Origin of the sequence: Streptomyces sp. OZ13 (assembly GCF_052068155.1) — a bacterium.
In the GTDB taxonomy this organism is placed as follows: Bacteria; Actinomycetota; Actinomycetes; order Streptomycetales; family Streptomycetaceae; genus Streptomyces.
Map to the genome: position 1 here is coordinate 12472 of NZ_JBQHCZ010000016.1, position 18917 is coordinate 31388.

Sequence of the window (18917 nt, forward strand, 5' to 3'; positions counted from 1 at the left end):
GGATCACCGTCGCGCGGAGGGGAGCGCGCCGATCACCCGGTCCCGGGGGCGTCGGTGGCGGAACCGGCCCATCCGTCTTCCGTCCGTCTCGAGGGATTGATGCTCCGGTGAGCCAGATCGTCGTGAAACGCCCGCCGAGGTCCCTGCCGCCCGAAGTCCCCACAGGGGAACTGGTTCTGGAGGCGCCTCCAGAGCTGCCGCGAGGCCAGCAGGAGGGCATGCTGATGCAGGTCCTGCCGGTTCTCGGCATGGGCTCCTCCGTGGTCTTCTTCTTCTCGCCGCAGGCACCTCCGTTCATGCGCATCATGGGTGTGCTGATGCTGGTCTCGACGGTCGCGATGGTTGTGGCACAGGTCGTCAGGTACCGCCGCGGTACGCAGGGGCAAATGGCCGATGTCCGTCGTGACTACCTCAAATACCTCGCACAGACGCGGCGTACGGTGCGCAAGACCGCGCGTAAGCAGCGCGACGCGCAGCTCTATCTGCACCCCTCCCCCGAGCAGTTGTGGTCGGTGGTGGCCGAAGGGTCCCGCCTGTGGGAACGACGGGTGGGAGACAAGGACTTCGCCCAGGTCCGTATCGGCCTGGGCGCGCAGCAGCTCGCCACGCCGCTGATCGCTCCGGACACGGCGCCGGTCGACGAGCTGGAGCCGCTGGCGGCCGGTGCGATGCAGCAGTTCCTGGCTGCCCACGGTTCGCTGGACGGCCTGCCGATGGCCGTCTCGATGCGCGCCTTCTACCACGTGACGGTCTCCGGCGAGCCGGAGTCGGCGCAGGCCACGGCCCGTGCGCTCGTCTCCCAGCTGGTGACGCTGCACTCGCCCGACGACCTGATGCTGGCTGTCGTCGCGGCGCCGGGCGCGGTGGCCCGCTGGGACTGGACGAAGTGGCTCCCGCACACGCAGGTGCCCGGTCAGGTGGACGGCGCGGGCACCAAGCGTCTGTTCGGCGACGACCTCGGTGAGCTGGAGCAGATGCTGCACAGCCGGCTCGACGGCCGGCCGCGCTTCAGCCGCGAGAACCAGCCCGTGATGGACCAGCCCCACATCGTCGTCGTGCTCGACGGCGGGATGGTGCCGCCGGACTCCCTGTTCGCGGCGGCGGAGGGCCTGCAGGGCGTCACCATCGTCGAGGTCGTCTCCGGGGACCTGGACGAGCCCCGCGGCGGACTGTCCGTCGTCGTGCGGCCGGGCAGGCTCCGGCTGGAGTCGGGCTCGCGGGTGGCGTACGAGGGGATTCCCGACGGCATCTCGCTGCCCGCGGCGGAGGCGCTCGCCCGTCAGCTCGCGCCGCTGCGCATGGGGGGCGGCGACGACGACGAACCGCTGCTCTCCAACCTCGACTTCACCGATCTGCTGAACCTCGGCGACGCCGCGGGTATCGACGTGGCCCGTACGTGGCGGCCCCGTTCCGTGGCCGAGCGGCTGCGTGTGCCGATCGGCGTGGGCGAGGACGGCCAGCCGGTCATGCTCGACCTCAAGGAGGCCGCGCAGGAGGGCATGGGCCCGCACGGCCTGTGCGTCGGCGCGACCGGTTCCGGCAAGTCGGAACTGCTGCGCACCCTGGTCCTCGGGCTCGCGGTGACCCACTCCTCCGAGACGCTCAATTTCGTTCTCGCGGACTTCAAGGGTGGTGCGACGTTCGCGGGAATGTCGCAGATGCCGCACGTCGCGGCGGTCATCACCAACCTGTCGGACGACCTGACGCTGGTCGACCGCATGGGCGACGCGATCCGCGGGGAGCTGCAGCGCCGCCAGGAACTGCTGCACAAGTCGGGCAACTACGCCAACATCCACGACTACGAGAAGGCCCGCGCGGCGGGCGCCGCGCTCGAGCCGCTCGCCTCGCTCGTGCTGGTTCTTGACGAGTTCTCCGAACTCCTCACCGCCAAGCCGGACTTCATCGACATGTTCATCCAGATCGGCCGCATCGGCCGTTCGCTGGGTGTCCATCTGCTGCTCGCGTCGCAGCGCCTGGAGGAGGGCAAGCTGCGCGGTCTGGACACGTACCTGTCGTACCGGATCGGTCTGCGCACCTTCTCGGCGGCCGAGTCCCGCACGGCGATCGGTGTGCCGGACGCGTACCACCTGCCTTCCGTGCCCGGTTCCGGCTACCTGAAGTTCGGTACCGACGAGATGACCCGCTTCAAGGCGGCCTACGTGTCCGGTACGTACCGCACCGGGGGCCCGGACCTCTCGGTCGGCCATCTGTCCGTCGAGCGGCGGCCGGCGCTGTTCACCGCGGCTCCGGTGCCGGTCGTGTACGCGGCCCCCGACCCGTCGGCCACCGCACCGAGCGGTTCCGACGACGAAGCCCTCGCCGACACGGTCCTCGATGTGATCGTGCGCCGGCTGGAGGGTCAGGGCGTGCCGGCACACCAGGTGTGGCTGCCGCCGCTGGACCAGGCCCCGACGCTCGACCAGTTGCTGCCCGGCCTCGCTCCCACCGCGGATCGCGGACTCACCGCGACCGAGTACACCCGGCCGGGTGGTCTGATCGTGCCGCTGGGCCTGATCGACAAGCCGTTCGAGCAGCGGCGTGAGGTGCTGTACCGCGACTTCTCCGGTGCCGCGGGCCACATGATGGTGGTCGGCGGTCCGCAGTCCGGCAAGTCGACGCTGATGCGCACCCTGATCTCCTCCTTCGCCCTCACCCACACACCGGGCGAAGTGCAGTTCTACGGGCTGGACTTCGGCGGTGGCGGTCTGTCGTCCCTCTCGGACCTGCCGCACGTCGGCGGTATCGCCTCGCGTCTCGACCCCGAGCGGGTGCGGCGTGCCGTGGCCGAGGTCATGGGCGTCCTGAACCGGCGTGAGGAGTTCTTCCGGGCGAACGGCATCGACTCCATCCAGACGTACCGGCGCAAGCGTGCCGCGGGTGAGCTGCCGGGCGAGGCCTGGGGAGACGTCTTCCTGGTCATCGACGGCTGGGGCGGCTTCAAGAACGACTACGAGATGCTGGAGCCCATCGTCTCGGACATCGCCGCCCGCGGCCTGGGCTACGGCATCCACGTCGTCATCACCGCCGCCCGCTACATGGAGGTGCGCGCGGCGCTCAAGGACCAGATGCTCGGCCGTCTCGAGCTGCGTCTGGGCGATGTGATGGACTCCGAGTTCGACCGCAAGGTCGCGGCCAACGTCCCGGCCGGGGTGCCCGGCCGTGGCCAGGTGCCGGAGAAGCTGCACTTCATGACGGCGCTGCCGCGGATCGACTCGGTGAGCAGCTCCGGCGACCTCGCCGACGGCGTTTCCGCGTTCGTCCAGGCGGTGAAGAGCAACTGGTCCGGTCCGGCGGCTCCGACGATCCGGCTGCTGCCGCGCAGGCTGCCCGCGGAGCAGCTGCCGAAGGGCTTCGAGTACCCCCAGCACGGCATCGCGATCGGCATCGACGAGACGAACCTGGAACCGGTCTTCGTCGACTTCGAGACCGATCCCTTCCTGATGGTGTTCGGCGAGAGCGAGTCGGGAAAGACGAACCTGCTGCGGCTCGTCGCCAAGCAGATCGCCGAGCGGTACACGCCGGAGCAGGCGCGCATCGTGGTGGGTGACTACCGGCGCACCATGCTGGAGGCGGTCCCGGCGTCCCACCTGCTCGAGTACGCGCCGATGGCGTCGGCGATGGAGATGCACATGGACGCGATCTCCACGGTGATGGAACGGCGTGCCCCGAAGCCGGACATCACACCGCAGCAGCTGCGTGACCGCAGTTGGTGGTCGGGTCCGCAGCTGTTCGTCGTGATCGACGACTACGAACTGGTCGCCACCAACTCCGGCAATCCGCTGGCGTCGCTGGCCGAGAAACTGCCCTACGCGCGCGACGTGGGTGTCCGCTTCATCGTGGCGCGCAACGCCGCGGGAGCGTCCCGCGCGATGTACGAGCCGTTCATGCAGCGCATGAAGGAACTGGGCGGCCAGGGTGTCATCCTGTCCGGCAGCCCGGCCGAGGGCGACATCATGGGCAACGTGAGGGCCCGTCCGATGCCGCCGGGACGGGGCACCTTCGTGTCACGCAAGAGGGGCAACCCGCTGATCCAGGTCGGCTGGTACCCGGGTCAGTAGGAGCGCGTCGACCGGCTCCCCGGTCCCCTTGCACACCGCCCGGCCGTTCGTCAAGAACGGTCGGGCGCACGCAGTAGTGTGACCATCTGCAACTGCTGGGTGACATGCATGGAGGGACGCGCCGATGACTGACGCAGTCGACAAGGAACGTCAGAAGGAAGAGCTGTACGCCCTCGACATCTCCGGTGTGGAGTGGGTCGGCGCTCCCGGCACGAGTCCCGACGAGGAACGGGTCGAGATCGCCCACCTGCCGGGCGGTGCCGTCGCGATGCGGTCGTCGCTGGACCACGACACGGTGCTGCGCTATACGGACGCCGAATGGCGGGCCTTCGTGCTGGGCGCGCGGGACGGCGAGTTCGACCTCAAGTAGCGGCGTCACGACGAAGGGGGCTGCCCGCCGGTGCGGGCAGCCCCCTTTCGCGTGGGCGACGGGCGGTTCAGCCCATCATCATGCGGAACCGTGCGGCGTTGCCCTTGTCGGTGTCCTGGTAACCGATGACGGCGTCGCCCAGCAGGCGGGCGATCGTCTGCAGGTCCTGGTTCATGCCGTCCATGTCGGTGGCGAGCTGCTTCTGGATGGCCACGTAGGCCTCCTTGGCCTCACCCTGCCACGCGCCGGCGACACGGTTGACGTGGCCCAGCAGGATGCGGAGTTCGTCCGCCAGGTCCGAGGCGGTCTTCACCGTGTCGCGCGCGGCCTGGGTCACTGTGTCGTAATTGACGGCAGTGGTCATTGATCTCTCCTGGTAGTGAAGTTCGGCGAACGGTCGATGCGGACGGGACTGTCCGGCTCAGACTTCGAGGATGGCGCTGGTGTTGCCCTTGGCGTTCTCCATGCCGGCGAAGCTCGACATGCGCTTGCGCTCTTCCTCGTCGAAGCCGTCGGCGCTCATCTTCACAATGTTCTGGAGATTCTCGAGGCTCTGCTGCAGGTTGGCCAGACGGCGGTTCACCTGCGTCTGCACCTGGTCGTACTGCTGGCTCGCCGCACCCTGCCAGCCCGCCTGAATGCGGTCGACAACGCCGTTCAGGGAGGTGATCCGACTGTTCAGCTCGGTCGAGAAGTTCTGGATCTTGCCGCTGAGTTCGGTGATATCACCGGTGGTTACGTCGAGATTCTTGTCCGACATCGTGCCCCTTCTTCCTGCGACAGTGACTGTAGACGGAAGCCGTTCGGATGCCGCCCCCGTGCCGGACCATTGGTCCGACTGTCACTCTATCCACTTGGTACGACGGTTCCAACTGCAAAGCGGTTTACGGTTACTTGCTTCAGCGTGCCCGTTTCCGCGCGGTGTCCCGGACGACCGCCGCGGTCCCCGCGATCACCGCCACCAGTACGACGCCGATTCCCAGCGCGTAGGTTGCATAGCGTTCGTTGCGTTCCTGGACGGTCTCCGTCATGGCCAGGTGCGCCGGTTCCGGCGCGGGCGGTTTGGCCGGTCCGGGGTCCGGCCGAGGGGCGGCCTGGGGCTTGTCGTCGCCGCTCAGGGCGCGTACGGGGTCGATCACTCCCCAACCGACGAAGTTGTCGTGGCCGTTGATGCTGCGGGTCGCGGTCTGCTCGATCTCGGCGATGATCTCGGCCGGCGTCCACCGGGGGTGCTTGGCCTTCAGCAGGGCCGCCACCCCGGCGACGTAGGGGGCCGAGAAACTGGTGCCGTTGTCGATGCACTGGCCGTTGCCCGGAACGGTGGAGACGATGTCCACGCCCGGCGCGGCGACGCCGACGAATTCACCGGCCTGGGAGAAGACCGCCCGCTCGTTGTTCCGGTCGGAGGAGGCGACGGCCAGCACACCCGGAAAAGCGGCCGGGTAGGTGTTCTTGACCTTGCCGTCCATGCCGTCGTTGCCGGCCGACGCGACGACGACGACGCCCGCCGTTATCGCCCGCTGCACCGCCTTGCCCAGCGCCGAATCGGGTCCGAGCGGCTTGACGGTGTCCTGGGAGATGTTGATGACATCGGCGCCCTTGGCGATGGCGTGGTCGATCGCCGTCGCCATGGTGCGGTCGTTGCCACTGTTGTTCTCGTCGTTCTGACGGATCGGGATGATGGTCGACTCGGGTGCGATGCCGACGAAGCCGGTTCCCTCGCGGGGCCGTGCGGCGATGATGCCCGCCACCTTGGTGCCGTGGCCCACCAGGTCGACCGTGCCGTCCGTCTTGCCGCGCTTCTCGTCGCTGTTCTTCTTGTCGGGCTTGAGGAGGTCCTTGCCCGCTGAGGCGTCGACGGCCGGCTTCAGCTGCACGTTGTCGTTGTCGACCCCGGTGTCGATGACCGCGACCCGGACGCCCTTGCCCTTGGTGTCCTGCCACAACTCGTCGAGCAGGACCCGCTGAAGGGGCCACGGGGTACCCGCGATCTGCTCCTTCATGGGGAAGGTGCACTCGCCGCTGCCGTCGAGGGCCGGTCCTCCCGGCCTTTCGGCGGCCACGGCGGCCGGCGTCGCGGCCGTCAGGGCGGTGAGCAGCGCGGCGGCGGCCGTGGCCGCGGCCCGCTTGAGCGGATACAGCATCGGCGCTCCTTACGAACCCTGCGGCTGGCGTGCGCTGTTGGTGTCCAGCCGCGGGCCCTTGGACAGGAACTCGGACCATGTGATCGGGACCAGCGACGGGACGATCTTGCCGTATCCGAGCCGGATCTGCGCCTGGCTGGGTTCGGGGCGGCCGTCCTGTTGCTGCCCCTCGCCGCCGGCGCCGATGTCGGAGCGGTCGGAGTCGCTGTCGCCGTTGGCCTGCACCGCGTAGCGCAGCCCGGTGTCGGTCACGAGGAAGAGAGAACCGTCGGGCTTGGTCTGGTTGCCCTGGACCTGGGTGTAGAGCAGTCCGGAGCCGGGGGTGACGTAGGTGCTGGTGCCGCCGGCGGTGATCTCCGCCGGGTAGGCCGAGCCCGCCCAGGTGGAGAGCGTGGTGCGGCCCTTGTCGTCGACCTTCCGGAGCACGCTGCAAACGGTGTCGCGCCCGCCGTTCGCGGAGTTGACGTGCTCGGCCCTCGGTTCGGGCCAGCGGTTCTGCGCGCCGAAGACGTCGGACTCCGGGGTGAAGGAGGCCGCGTCGACCACCGCAGCCTGTCCGCCCATGTCGAGCGTGTCCGTCTGGGGAGAGTTGATCAGGAGCCACGCGGTGAAGTCCGACACCGGCTGGACCTTGCCCTCGAGGACGACGTAGTGCCGTGGTCCGGCACCCGTCTGGGCCTGGAGGACCATGCCCACCTGGTCCTGCTCGGCGGTCAGTCCGCCGCCGACGCCGGCCGGTGCGCCCACCTGGCCCTGGATCACGGGGAAGTCGATCGGGCTGCCTTCGTGGAGCGTCGCCAACCACTCCTCCGTGACGGGCTGCGGCTCGGTGCGGTCACCGACCAGGGCGCGGGTGAGGAGGTCGGCGTCGTTCTCCGTTCCGCGGACCAGGTACTTGGTGCCTGCCGCGTCGACGAGGTAACGCCCGCTCTTGCCCTCCACGTACAGGACCTGTCCACCGGTCAGCCGGTTCTTCCCCTCGGTCCTCTTGAGGTCGCGGTCGGCGAAGATGAACGTCGCCTTCTGCGCGGACGCGCCCTGGCCGGCGCCCGGTTGTTCGCACACCGCCCAGCGCTTGGCCTGGCCCGCCTCCTTCTCGCTGGGCAGGCGGTCGGGCGCGTACGGGATGCCGAGGATCGGGCCACGGGCCGGCTTGCCCGAGTCCAGGATGTCGTCGGCGACCTGAATGACCTTGAACTGCTCCGGGGTGAGCAGCAGTCGGGCCGAGGCGAGGTTCAGCACCGGGTGGAGCAGAACCTTCTTGTTCTTGCCCTTGCCGGTCTCGAGGACCACGTAACGCGTGGTGGAGTCCTTGCCGACGATCACCTTGGTGCCCGGCGCCGCCCAGTCCTTGGGGGCCTTGGGCTTGAACATGCCGAACGCGCCGAAGCCGGCCAGGATCAGCACTCCCACGATCAGGCCGGGGACGATCGCGCGCAGCGGCCGCGGCGCCCCCTCCTCCGTGCCCGACGGGGAGGGTTGGAGGAATGCCGCCACCGTGCGCTTCTTCGCAAAGGTGTATGCGTTGAGCTCATCCCGCCGTGATGCCATGAGTCCCCATTGGTAAAGAAGGCACTGTCTCCCCGCGAGGCCCGTGTGGTGAGCGCGGCCCCGGGCCCTGCCGTTCGGACCGGCCCCCTACTATGCCTGTTGATCGGTGGTGCTCGTGGGGCGGGTAGGGTGATCCAGCCGCCGGAAGCCTTGCTGGGCGGGGCTGGACAGGGGTGATCGGGATGAATTGGGGCCTAATGAACCGGGGGGTGCCGGAGTAATGGCGTCCGCAACGCGCGCGCGGCCCGCGGCCCGCAGACAGTCCTCCGCACGACCGTCCGCCCATTCCTCCGGCCCGAGCGCACCCCGTCTGCGGGCACGGCCCGGCCACTTCGGAACATTCCGACTGCAACAACTCGTCCTGGTCGAGATCGCCGCCGCCCTGCTGCTGGTCGCCTGGGTCGCCGACCCGCTGCTCCTTGTACCCGCCGGTGTCCTGGCGGCCGTTCTGGTGCTGCTGGCCGTGGTACGCAGGCATCGCCGGTCGCTGCCGGAGTGGCTCTCCACCGTGTTCGCCCTGCGCGCGAGGACGCGCCGGGCGAAGTCGCTGACCATCGAGCCCGGGACCGAGCCGGGACTGGCGCCTGTCGTCGAATGCGACCCGGCGCTGCGGACGTACACGTACGGCGACCGGGACCGGCGACCCGTGGGGATGATCGGTGACGGCACGTTCCTGACCGCCGTCCTCCAGGTCGAGTCGGACGCGACGGCGCTGCGGCCGGAGCGCATGGCGCGCCCGCTCCCCATGGCCCTGATCAAGGACGTCATGGAAGTGGACGGGATCCGGCTGGAGTCGGTCCAGATCGTCCAGCACACCCAGCCCGCCCCGGCTCCGCACCTGCCTCAGCAGTCCGTCGCGGCACGCAACTACGCGCCGCTGCAGGCCCAGACCGGCTCACCGGCGCTGCGCATCACCTGGATCGCTCTGAAGCTCGACCCGGAGCTGTGCCCGGAAGCGGTGGCGGCCCGCGGCGGCGGCATCGAAGGCGCACAGAAATGCGTGGTGCGGACGGCGGACCAGCTGGCCAGCCGCCTGACCGGAGCCGGCTTCCGGGCGACCGTGCTCACGGAGCAGGAACTGACCTCCGCCCTCGCCACGTCGTCCTGCGCCAGCCCCATGGCCATCGCCCAGGCGGGCCGGGCGGAGGTGCCCGCGCGGCGCACTCAGGAGACCTCCCGCACCTGGCGCGTCGACGACCGCAGGCACACGACGTACTGGGTGGGCCGGTGGCCCCAACTCGGCGGTGGCGGGGCCCAGATGCCCCAGCTGGTCGCCCTGCTCACGTCGATCCCCGCGCTCGCGACGACATTCAGCCTGACCCTCGGCCACGGCGACCGGCAGGGTGTGACGGTCACCGGACACGTCCGGATCACGGGACGCAGCGACGAGGAACTGGTCACCGCACGCCACGAACTGGAGCGGGCGGCCCGTGGGGTGAAGACGGGTCTGGTGAGGCTCGACCGTGAGCAACTGCCCGGAATGCTCGCCACGCTGCCGCTCGGGGGAGCCCGCTGATGTCTGCACCTGCCGCAAAGCCGCGTATCGGTTTCGGTCTCATCGGGCCCCGCAGGGACCGGCACGCGATGACCCTCGACCAACTGGCCGCCCTCACCCTGCCGGTGGGTGACGACGGCGTGGTCATCGGCGTCGACGCCGAAGGCAGGCCCGCCGTACTGGGCATCAACCGCCCCACCCCGTACGACGTGACACTGATCGGTGGCCTGTGGACGGCCCAGGTCCTCGCTCTGCGCGCCGCCGCGACCGGGGCCAGGGTCACGGTCGAGACGGGTCGCGCGCCGGCGTGGACCGCGCTGGCTCAGGCCGCGGGCGGCGGACAGCAGTGCATCTCGCTGCACGACGTGGGCCGGGTGCCGCCGCAGGGCGCTTCCGCCGGGAGCCCCGTGGTCGTCGTACGGGACTGCGGAATGCGGCCGCCGCGCGGCCGGGTCGTCTCCGGGCCCTGGCAGTCGGTGCTGACGCTCCTGCCGTATCTGAGCCCGGTCGCGCCCCGGTTGATGGAGAAGTCGGGGCTCGTCGGCGTCCAGCGTGTCTCCCCGGACGAAGCACGGCAGATCGGACGCATCATGCATCTGCCTCAGGCCGAGACCGAGGCGCTTTCCACGCTCGCCGACGGAGTCACCCTCTGGTGCACGCCGCGGGACCGGCAGTTCGTCATGACGCAGGCCACCGATGCCGAGACCGGATTGTTGGGCAGCGCCCGGCGGATGGACTGAGCGGGCGGTTCCGTTCAGGGTTGTCCCGGTTTGGTCTGCCGGATTTCTCACGCTCTGGTGCAGCAGGGTCACCTGTGGGCAGGGCGTGACGCACGGGACAGTGGCCGAGGGCCTGACGGGCCTGACGGAGTGGCGTTGTTGGCGATTAGGGTGGGTCGGGGCGCGGCACTAGAACCTACGGGTGTGCCGACAGCGTCCCAGGGGGAGAGCCGGGCCGATCCGAAGAAGGCGGTGGCCCCCACCCACGACGGCACAAGGGTGCTCGACCACACCAGGAGGCAAAGTGAACGGCGATCGGGACGACATCCACGGGGGCTGGAACATTCCCGTCGACGAGTCCGACGCGGAGCCCGCCGAGTTGACGGGTGAGTTCACCATCGACTACACCCCGCCTGCCTGGTACACACAGAACGCGTCGGGTGACACGTCCGGCGGAGGCAGCGGGGCACAGACGCCCCCGCCGCCCCCGCCGCAGGGCGCGCCGATCGCGGTGCCGGGACTGCCCTCGGGCAGCGGGTTCGAACCCAATTGGTCGCAGACGCCGCCGCCCGCGCCTGCGCCTGCCCAGCAGCAGGAATCCACGCCGCAGGAACCCGCACCCGTCGCGCCTCCGGCCGTTCCCGCGTCCGCACCCGTGCCCGAGGCGGAGCAGGCGCCCGCCCCGGCGGACGAGCCCGCGCAGGGGTCGACCGCGCCGCAGGCGCCGGAGTTGTCGTGGCAGTCCTTCGGCGGCGGGGACCTGGAGAGCGGCGCCACCATGCGCTTCTCCCCCGCCGCGCTGAAGCGCGAGATGGCCGAGCGGGCCGCGGCAGAGGCGGGCGGGACGGACGCCGAGGCGGCCGACGGCCCGCAGCCGGAGGCCGAGACGGGACCGGCCGCGGAGCCCGAGGCCCCGGCGGAGACGCAGACGGCGCCGGAGGCCGAGGCCGAGGGCGCCGCCCCCGACGCCGCTGTGGCGGACGACGCCGACGATCCCCGTCGTACCGACGGCCCGGGCAGCGACGCCTCCGAAGAGCCCATCGCCGACGACGCATCGGCCACCGATGCCCCGGCCGCCGACCGGAGCGGCCATGAAGGCAGCGCCGGCGACGAAGGCGACGACACGGACGGCGGCGAAGCCGTGGCCGTCACGGACTCCGGTCCGCAGGCCGGCGACGAGCCCTCCGACGCCACCCCCGCTCCGACAGCCCCGCAGGACGCCACTCCTGCCCCGGCCGCCCCCCAGGACGCCACTCCTGCCCCGGCCGCCCCCCAGGACGCCACTCCTGCCCCGGCCGCCCCCCAGGACACCGCGCCTCCTGCTCCGGCCGCCCCCCAGGACGCCCCCTCGGGAGCCGCGCCGTGGGCAGCCGCTCCCGCATCGCCGCCGCAGAGCGGAGGACTGCCGCCCCTCCCGCCCGAGTTCCAGCCGGCGGCGCCGCCGGCCGCGCCTCAGTGGACCGTGCCCGCACCGGCCGCGGACCCGGCCGCCCAGGTACCCGCCCAGGCCCCCGGCTACGGCTTCCCGCACCCGGCGCAGCAGCAGGCACAGCAGCCGCCGCAGCAAGGGCAGCCCGGCGGGCCGGTGCCCCCGGCACCGCAGGGCGGATACGGCTTCCCGCAGCAGGGCGTACCGGGGCAGCCCCCCGCCGCACCGCAGGGCGGCGGCTACGGCTTCCCGCAGCAGACCGGTCCCGTCGCGCCGGCGCAGCCCGTGCCGGCGCCCGCGCCGCAGGGCGGTTACGGCTTTCCGCAGCAGTCCGGGCCGGGACAGGCCCCCGCCGCGCCGCCCCAGGGCGGTTACGGCTTTCCCCAGCCGGGTCAGCAGCCCGGTCAGCCGGCGCCGCAGCCGGGCCACCCAGGACAGCCGCAGCCCGGACAGCATCAGGCTCAGCCGGGCGCCCAGGTACCGCCGCAGAACCAGGGTCAGCCGCCCCAGGGCCACCAGCCCCCTCAGGGCCAGGCGCCGCACGGTCAGCCTCCGCAGGCCCCCCAGCCCGGTGGGGCCCACGCCTACCCCCAGCCGCCCGGTCCGGCCGTGGACCCGCGTACGGGTGGTGCCTGGCCCACGCCGGTCACCCACGACCAGCGTGAACGTTCCGTGCCGGGAGCTCCGCTCGGATACACGGCCGCCGTCGAGCTCTCCTCCGACCGGCTCCTGCGCAACAACAAGCAGAAGCCCAAGTCGAGCCGCAACCCCTCCGGCGCCACGCGTTTCAAGCTCGGTGGCAAGAAGGAGGAGGCCGAGCGGCAGCGCAAGCTCGACCTGATCCGCACGCCGGTGCTGTCCTGCTACCGGATCGCGGTGATCTCGCTCAAGGGCGGTGTCGGCAAGACCACGACCACCACCGCGCTCGGCTCGACCCTCGCCACGGAGCGGCAGGACAAGATCCTCGCGATCGACGCCAACCCGGACGCCGGTACGCTCGGCCGCCGGGTGCGCCGGGAGACCGGGGCGACGATCCGGGACCTGGTCCAGGCGATCCCGTACCTCAACTCGTACATGGACATCCGCCGGTTCACCTCTCAGGCGCCCTCCGGACTGGAGATCATCGCCAACGACGTGGACCCGGCCGTCTCGACGACGTTCAACGACGAGGACTACCGGCGCGCGATCGACGTGCTGGGCAAGCAGTACCCGATCATCCTCACCGACTCGGGCACCGGCCTGCTCTACAGCGCCATGCGCGGTGTGCTGGACCTGGCCGACCAGCTGATCATCATCTCGACGCCCTCCGTCGACGGTGCGAGCAGCGCCTCGACGACGCTCGACTGGCTGTCCGCCCACGGGTACGCCGAGCTGGTGCAGCGTTCCATCACGGTCATCTCCGGGGTCCGCGAGACCGGCAAGATGATCAAGGTGGACGACATCGTGCAGCACTTCCAGACCCGCTGCCGCGGCGTGGTCGTGGTGCCGTTCGACGAGCACCTCGCGGCGGGCGCCGAGGTCGATCTCGACATGATGCGGCCCAAGACCCGCGAGGCGTACTTCAATCTGTCCGCGCTGATCGCCGAGGACTTCGTCCGCGCCCAGCAGCAGCAGGGGCTCTGGACGGCGGACGGCAACCCGCCGCCCCAGGCGGCCCCGCCGATGCCGGTCCACGGGCAGGGACAGTGGCAGGGACACCCCCAGGGGCAACCCCAGCAGCCCCACCCGCAGCACCCGCAGGGCCACCAGCCCGCCCCTGGCGGACCGGTGCCCGGCCAGCCGTACCCGCCGCAGCCCCACCAGCCTCAGCACCCGCAGCAGCAGCCCCAGCCGCCGTACGGCGCGCCGCAGGGACAGCACCCGCCGCAGGGCTGGCAGCAGCAGCCTCACCAGCAGCCGCCGCACTCCCAGCAACCGCATCCGCAGCAGGCCACAGCACCGGCGGAACCCGCCGGTCCGATGCCTCCCGCGGCCGGCGGAACCGATCCGCAAGGACACGTTCCGCCCGGTCAGTTCCCGCCCGGCGGATGGCCGCAGCAGCAGCCTCCGCAGGCACCGCCAGCCCCTCAGCAGTAACGCGACAGAGGTCTTGACCAATGAGGGCCCGCACCGACTCCCCGGTGCGGGCCCTCGTCGCATTCCCGCAGCCCACACGGGGTTTGAGCGGCCGTTGACGCGGCATGACCACCCTGATAAACCTTCGCTTCACCAACTGGCGAACCAGAGATCACCAACCCGCCCTCTCCGTGCGAGTAATGACGCGAGGTCACTGTCCATGGTCACAACGGTTTCACCCAAGAGAACCCGGCAACGCCCCCGCTTCCGATTGGTCCTGGCCACTGGCGCCGCGGCCACGGCACTGGTGACGGCGGGGGCCGTGGCCCCCCAGGCCCAGGCCCAGCCGCAGGACCGGTCACTCGCGCAGTCGCAGGCGCGGGCGGCGGCCGCCGCCGACGGCAAGCAGGTCCTCACCGTCGCGGTGTCGCAGAGCATCGACTCGCTGAGTCCGTTCCTGGCGCAGCGCCTGGTGAGCACCTCCATCCACCGCCTGGCCTACGACTACCTGACGAACTACGACGTCAAGGACGGCCACACCGTCCCGGGGCTCGCCACCGCGTGGGAGCCGTCCGCCGACAAGCTGACGTGGACGTACACCATCCGCGACGACTCCAAGTGGTCGGACGGCAAGCAGGCCACCGCTGAGGACGCGGCCTGGACGTTCAACAAGATGATGACCGACGAGAACGCCGCCACCGCCAACGGCAGCTTCACCGCCAACTTCAAGAAGGTCACGGCTCCCGACCCGAAGACGCTGGTCATCGAGCTGAAGAAGCCTCAGGCGACGATGACGGCGCTCGATGTGCCGATCGTCCCGAAGCATGTGTGGGAGAAGGTCGACGACTTCTCCAAGTTCAACAACGACAAGCAGTTCCCGATCGTCGGCAACGGCCCGTTCATCATCACGGACTTCAAGGTCGACCAGTATCTGAAGCTGAAGCCGAACAAGGACTTCTGGCGCGGCGCACCCAAGTTCGACGAGCTGGTCTTCAAGTACTACAAGGACGGTGATGCGGCCGTCGCGGCCCTGCAGAAGGGCGAGGTGTCGTTCGTCCAGGGCCTGACCCCGGCCCAGGCCGATGCGCTGAAGAGCGCCGAGAACATCAAGGTCAACGACGCTCCCGGCCGTCGCTTCTTCGCGCTCGCCACCAACCCCGGCGCGCAGTCCAAGGACGGCAAGAAGTTCGGCAACGGTCACAAGGCGCTGCTCGACCCGGCCGTGCGCAAGGCGCTGTTCCACGCCACCGACCGCGCCACCATCGTCGACAAGGTCTTCCAGGGCCACGCCGTCGAGGGCGAGGGCTACATCCCGCCCCGCTTCGAGTCGTACTTCTGGAAGCCGGAGACGAGCCAGAAGATCGCGTACGACCCGGCCAAGGCGGCCCAGCTTCTGGACCAGGCCGGATACAAGAAGAACGCCGACGGCAAGCGCCTGGACAAGGACGGCAAGCCGCTCGGCTTCCGGATCCTCTGCCATGCGACGGACCCGAACGACAAGGCGATCGGCAAGTACCTCCAGGAGTGGTGGGGCGAGCTCGGCATCGGGCTGAAGGTGGAGTGCCTCGACAACGTCTCCGACCCGTGGCTCGCGGGCGACTACGACCTGGCCTTCGACGGCTGGTCCGTCAACCCCGACCCGGACTTCGTCCTGTCGATCCACACCTGCGCGGCACTGCCCGCCACGCCCAAGGACACCGGCGCGACGGACAACTTCATCTGCGACAAGCAGTTCGACGACCTCTACGCCAAGCAGGCCGTCGAGTACGACGCGGCCAAGCGCGCCGACCTGGTCAAGCAGATGCAGTCGCGGCTGTACGACACGGGCTACATGAACATCCTCGCGTATCCGAACGCCGTCGAGGCGTACCGTACGGACCACATCAAGTCCATCAAGACGATGCCGGAAGCGGCCGGCAACATCTACGGCCAGGACGGCTACTGGAGCTGGTGGTCGGCGGAGCCGGCCGCGGCCGACAGTGGTTCGGACAGCGGCTCCTCCGCGGGTGTGGTGATCGGCATCGGCGCGGTCGTCGTCCTCGCGGCCGCTCTCGGGCTGTTCGTCGCGATGCGTCGCCGTTCCACCGCGGAAGACCGTGAATAGTCGATGAGCACCACAAGCACCACCGGCACGACCGCTGTGGCGCGGGCCTCCGAGGCCCGCGCCGCGCGCGGCAACGTACGCGCCTATCTGCTCTACGTGGCGGGCAAACTCGGCGGAGCGGCGGTCTCGCTCGTCGCCGTGCTCGTCACCAGCTTCTTCCTGTTCCGGATCATCCCCGGCGACCCGGTGAAGGCCATGACCCATGGCATGCCGACGTCGGCCGAGCAGATGGCCACGTTGAGACGGCAGTTCGGCCTCGACAAACCGATGTGGCAGCAGTTCACCGACTACTGCGCCGGCGCGCTGAGCGGCGATCTGGGGATGTCGTACCAGTTCCGTGCGCCCGTCGGCGAGCTGATTCTCCAGAAGGTGCCGGCGACGCTGCTGCTCACGGGTGTGGCGGTCGTCATCTACTCGGCGATCGGACTGTGGCTGGGCACCCGCTCCGCCTGGCGGCACGGCAGCCTCGGCGACAAGCTCAACACGGGCGTGGCGCTCACCCTGTGGTCGGTGCCGGGATTCTGGCTGGGCCTGCTGCTGATCATCACCTTCTCGGTGGGGCTCGGCCCGATCCCGGGGATGTTCCCGACCGGAGGCATGGAGTCGGGCACCGCGAGCGGCTTCGCGTACGTGGCCGACGTCGCCCATCACATGGTGCTGCCGGTCCTCACCCTGGTCGCCGTCGGGTATGCGCAGACGCTTCTGGTGATGCGCTCCTCGCTGCTCGACGAGATGGGCAGCGACTACCTGACGACGGCACGGGCCAAGGGCCTGCGTGACGACGTCGTACGGCGCCGGCATGCCGTTCCGAACGCGCTGCTGCCGACCGTCACCATGGTGTTCATCAACCTGGGCCATGTGGCCGCCGGTTCGATCCTGGTCGAGACGGTGTTCTCCTGGCCCGGCCTCGGCGGACTGTTCTACCAGGCGCTCAGCGTGCCCGACCTGCCGCTCGTACAAGGGCTGTTCGTCGTCTTCGCCGGCGCGATGATCGTGATGAACCTCCTCGCCGACCTTCTGTATCCGCTGCTCGATCCCCGGGTGGGCCGATGACGACGACACCGACGCCGCCGACGAAGACCACTCCCGCCGCCCCGGCCGGCCCGGTCGGGAAGAACGTCCCGACGGCGAGGTCCCTGACGTGGGCGCGCCGCCGGCACTCGGCGGCCCGCTTCTGGACTTCGTACCGCAGCCACCGGGCGGGGCTCTTCGGTCTCGCCGCGCTGGCACTCATCGCGCTGATCGCGCTCGCCGCGCCGCTGCTCGTCGGGGGCGACGTCCAGAGCGTCACCAACGCGCCGGGCACGGCGATGGAGAAGCCCAGCGGCGAATTTCCGCTCGGCACCGACCAGTTCGGCCGCTCGCTGCTGGGACTGCTGGTGTGGGGCGCGCGGATCTCGCTGACCGTGGGTCTGCTGGCCGCTGCGCTGTCGGTCGCCATCGGCACTCTCGTCGGCATCATCGCCGGTCACTACGGCGGCTGGTTCTCCACCGTGCTGATGCGGATCACGGACTGGTTCCTGGTCATGCCGGCACTGGTGCTGGCGATCGTGCTCGCGACCGTGATGTCCCGCAACGTGTGGACGGTCATCCTGGCCATCGGCGTCACGAGCTGGCCCACCACGGCGCGGCTCGTCCGGGCGCAGACCATCGCCGTCGAGTCCCGCCCCTACATCGAACGCGCCAAGGCGCTCGGCGGCGGCCACGGGCACATCATGAACCGGCACGTCCTGCCCAACGTGATGCCGCTGGTCCTCGCCCAGACGACACTGGGCATCTCCAGCGCCATCCTCACCGAGGCGACGCTCGCGTTCCTCGGGCTCGGTGACCCGACCGTCGTCTCCTGGGGCGGAATGCTCCAGGACGCGCGTGAGGCGGGCGCCGTCTCCTCGGGCCACTGGTGGTATCTCGCCCCGCCCGGAATCGCCATCGCACTCGTGGCGCTCGCCTTCACCCTGTGTGGGCGCGCGATCGAGTCCGTACTCAACCCGAAGCTGGGAGTGGCGCGTTGAGTGTGCTCGAGGTCAGGAACCTCCATGTGACCTACGGCTCGGGGAAGCGCGCCGTGCCCGCCGTCCGCGGTGTCGACCTGTCCCTCGGCGCCGGACAGAAACTCGGTGTCGCGGGCGAGTCGGGGTGCGGCAAGTCGACGCTGGCCCTCGCCCTGCTGCGGCTGCTGCCTGCCTCCGCCCGGCTGAGCGGCGAGATCATGCTCGACGGCGAGGACGTCCTCACGATGAAGTGGGGCCGGCTGCGCGCCGTGCGGTGGGCGGGCGCCTCGATCGTCTTCCAGGGCGCGATGCACTCCCTGAACGCCGTGCACCGCGTCGGCGACCAGATCGCCGAGCCGATCATGCTGCACCGCAGGTCGACACCGGCCGAGGCGGGACGCCGTGTCGGTGAGCTGCTCCAGCACGTCGGGCTGCCGGCCTCCCGGGCGGACGCGTACCCGCACGAGCTGTCCGGCGGACAGCGCCAGCGCGTGATGATCGCCATGGCTCTGGCGTGCGATCCGCAGCTGATCGTCGCCGACGAGCCGACGACCGCCCTCGACGTGATGATCCAGGCGCAGATCCTGCGGCTGATCGAGCAGCTGGTCGCCGAGCAGGACATCAGCCTGCTGATGATCAGCCACGACCTGGGCGTCCTCGCCGACACCTGCGACCGGCTCGCCGTGATGTACGCGGGCCGGGTCGTGGAGGAGGGCCCGGCCCGCGCCGTGTACGGCGCGGCGGAACATCCGTACGGGCGGGCCCTGTCCGCGGCGTTCCCGCGCATCGGCGACCCGGCCTCCCGCCGGGCACCGCGCGGGCTGCCGGGCGACCCGCCCGACCCGTCGTCGCTTCCGGGCGGCTGCACGTTCCACCCGCGCTGCCCCGTCGCCCTCGACTCGTGTGCCGAGCAGGACCAGGAGCTGGTCACGGCGGGTCAGGGACACCGGGCCGCGTGCGTGCTGGTCGGGGCGGAGAAGCAGCAGTGACACAGGAGCACG

At 70.4% G+C, this 18917-nt stretch carries 13 protein-coding genes; 9 read left to right on the top strand and 4 right to left on the bottom strand.

What is annotated here, in order from left to right:
* The first annotated feature begins 107 nt into the window (after nt 1-107).
* Both eccCa and ACTMTU_RS28600 read left to right on the top strand, forming a co-directional pair.
* Nucleotides 108-4058, top strand: coding sequence for a type VII secretion protein EccCa (gene eccCa / locus ACTMTU_RS28595; protein ID WP_441266343.1), 3951 nt, complete (start codon nt 108-110; stop codon nt 4056-4058).
* Between the two features lie 124 nt (nt 4059-4182).
* Complete coding sequence (locus tag ACTMTU_RS28600) at nt 4183-4428, top strand: DUF397 domain-containing protein (RefSeq protein ID WP_441266344.1); 246 nt, start codon at nt 4183-4185, stop codon at nt 4426-4428.
* Between the two features lie 67 nt (nt 4429-4495).
* On the opposite strand, the gene ACTMTU_RS28605 is transcribed toward ACTMTU_RS28600, so the two are convergent.
* The 4 genes from ACTMTU_RS28605 to eccB form a co-directional block, all read right to left on the bottom strand.
* A complete protein-coding gene (locus ACTMTU_RS28605) occupies nt 4496-4792 on the bottom strand; it encodes a WXG100 family type VII secretion target (protein WP_159686316.1) in 297 nt (98 codons plus the stop codon).
* Between the two features lie 57 nt (nt 4793-4849).
* On the bottom strand, nt 4850-5188 hold the full coding sequence (locus tag ACTMTU_RS28610; RefSeq protein ID WP_441266345.1) for a WXG100 family type VII secretion target: 339 nt from the start codon (nt 5186-5188) through the stop codon (nt 4850-4852).
* A 139-nt stretch (nt 5189-5327) separates the two neighbouring features.
* On the bottom strand, nt 5328-6572 hold the full coding sequence (gene mycP, locus ACTMTU_RS28615) for a type VII secretion-associated serine protease mycosin (protein WP_441266346.1): 1245 nt from the start codon (nt 6570-6572) through the stop codon (nt 5328-5330).
* Nucleotides 6573-6581: 9 nt separating this feature from the next.
* On the bottom strand, nt 6582-8123 hold the full coding sequence (eccB, locus tag ACTMTU_RS28620) for a type VII secretion protein EccB (protein ID WP_441266347.1): 1542 nt from the start codon (nt 8121-8123) through the stop codon (nt 6582-6584).
* Between the two features lie 220 nt (nt 8124-8343).
* Here eccB and eccE point away from each other — a divergent pair, with 220 nt between their 5' ends.
* The 7 genes from eccE (at nt 8344) to ACTMTU_RS28655 (ending at nt 18905) form a co-directional block, all read left to right on the top strand.
* Nucleotides 8344-9639, top strand: a complete 1296-nt coding sequence (gene eccE, locus ACTMTU_RS28625; protein ID WP_441266348.1) for a type VII secretion protein EccE — start codon at nt 8344-8346, stop codon at nt 9637-9639.
* A complete protein-coding gene (locus ACTMTU_RS28630; protein ID WP_441266349.1) occupies nt 9639-10358 on the top strand; it encodes a hypothetical protein in 720 nt (239 codons plus the stop codon). The genes eccE and ACTMTU_RS28630 overlap by 1 nt, the downstream gene beginning before the upstream one ends.
* 283 nt (nt 10359-10641) lie before the next feature.
* Nucleotides 10642-13842 (top strand): SCO5717 family growth-regulating ATPase, encoded by a 3201-nt coding sequence (locus tag ACTMTU_RS28635; protein ID WP_441266350.1) that lies wholly within the window; start codon nt 10642-10644, stop codon nt 13840-13842.
* A gap of 199 nt (nt 13843-14041) precedes the next feature.
* A complete protein-coding gene (locus ACTMTU_RS28640) occupies nt 14042-15925 on the top strand; it encodes an ABC transporter substrate-binding protein (RefSeq protein WP_441266351.1) in 1884 nt (627 codons plus the stop codon).
* Nucleotides 15926-15928: 3 nt separating this feature from the next.
* The gene (locus ACTMTU_RS28645; protein WP_441266352.1) at nt 15929-16978 is read left to right on the top strand and encodes an ABC transporter permease; all 1050 of its coding nucleotides are present in this window, start codon (nt 15929-15931) and stop codon (nt 16976-16978) included.
* On the top strand, nt 16975-17937 hold the full coding sequence (locus ACTMTU_RS28650; RefSeq protein ID WP_441266353.1) for an ABC transporter permease: 963 nt from the start codon (nt 16975-16977) through the stop codon (nt 17935-17937). The genes ACTMTU_RS28645 and ACTMTU_RS28650 overlap by 4 nt, the downstream gene beginning before the upstream one ends.
* Complete coding sequence (locus ACTMTU_RS28655; protein WP_441266354.1) at nt 17934-18905, top strand: ABC transporter ATP-binding protein; 972 nt, start codon at nt 17934-17936, stop codon at nt 18903-18905. The genes ACTMTU_RS28650 and ACTMTU_RS28655 overlap by 4 nt, the downstream gene beginning before the upstream one ends.
* Nucleotides 18906-18917: the final 12 nt, after the last annotated feature.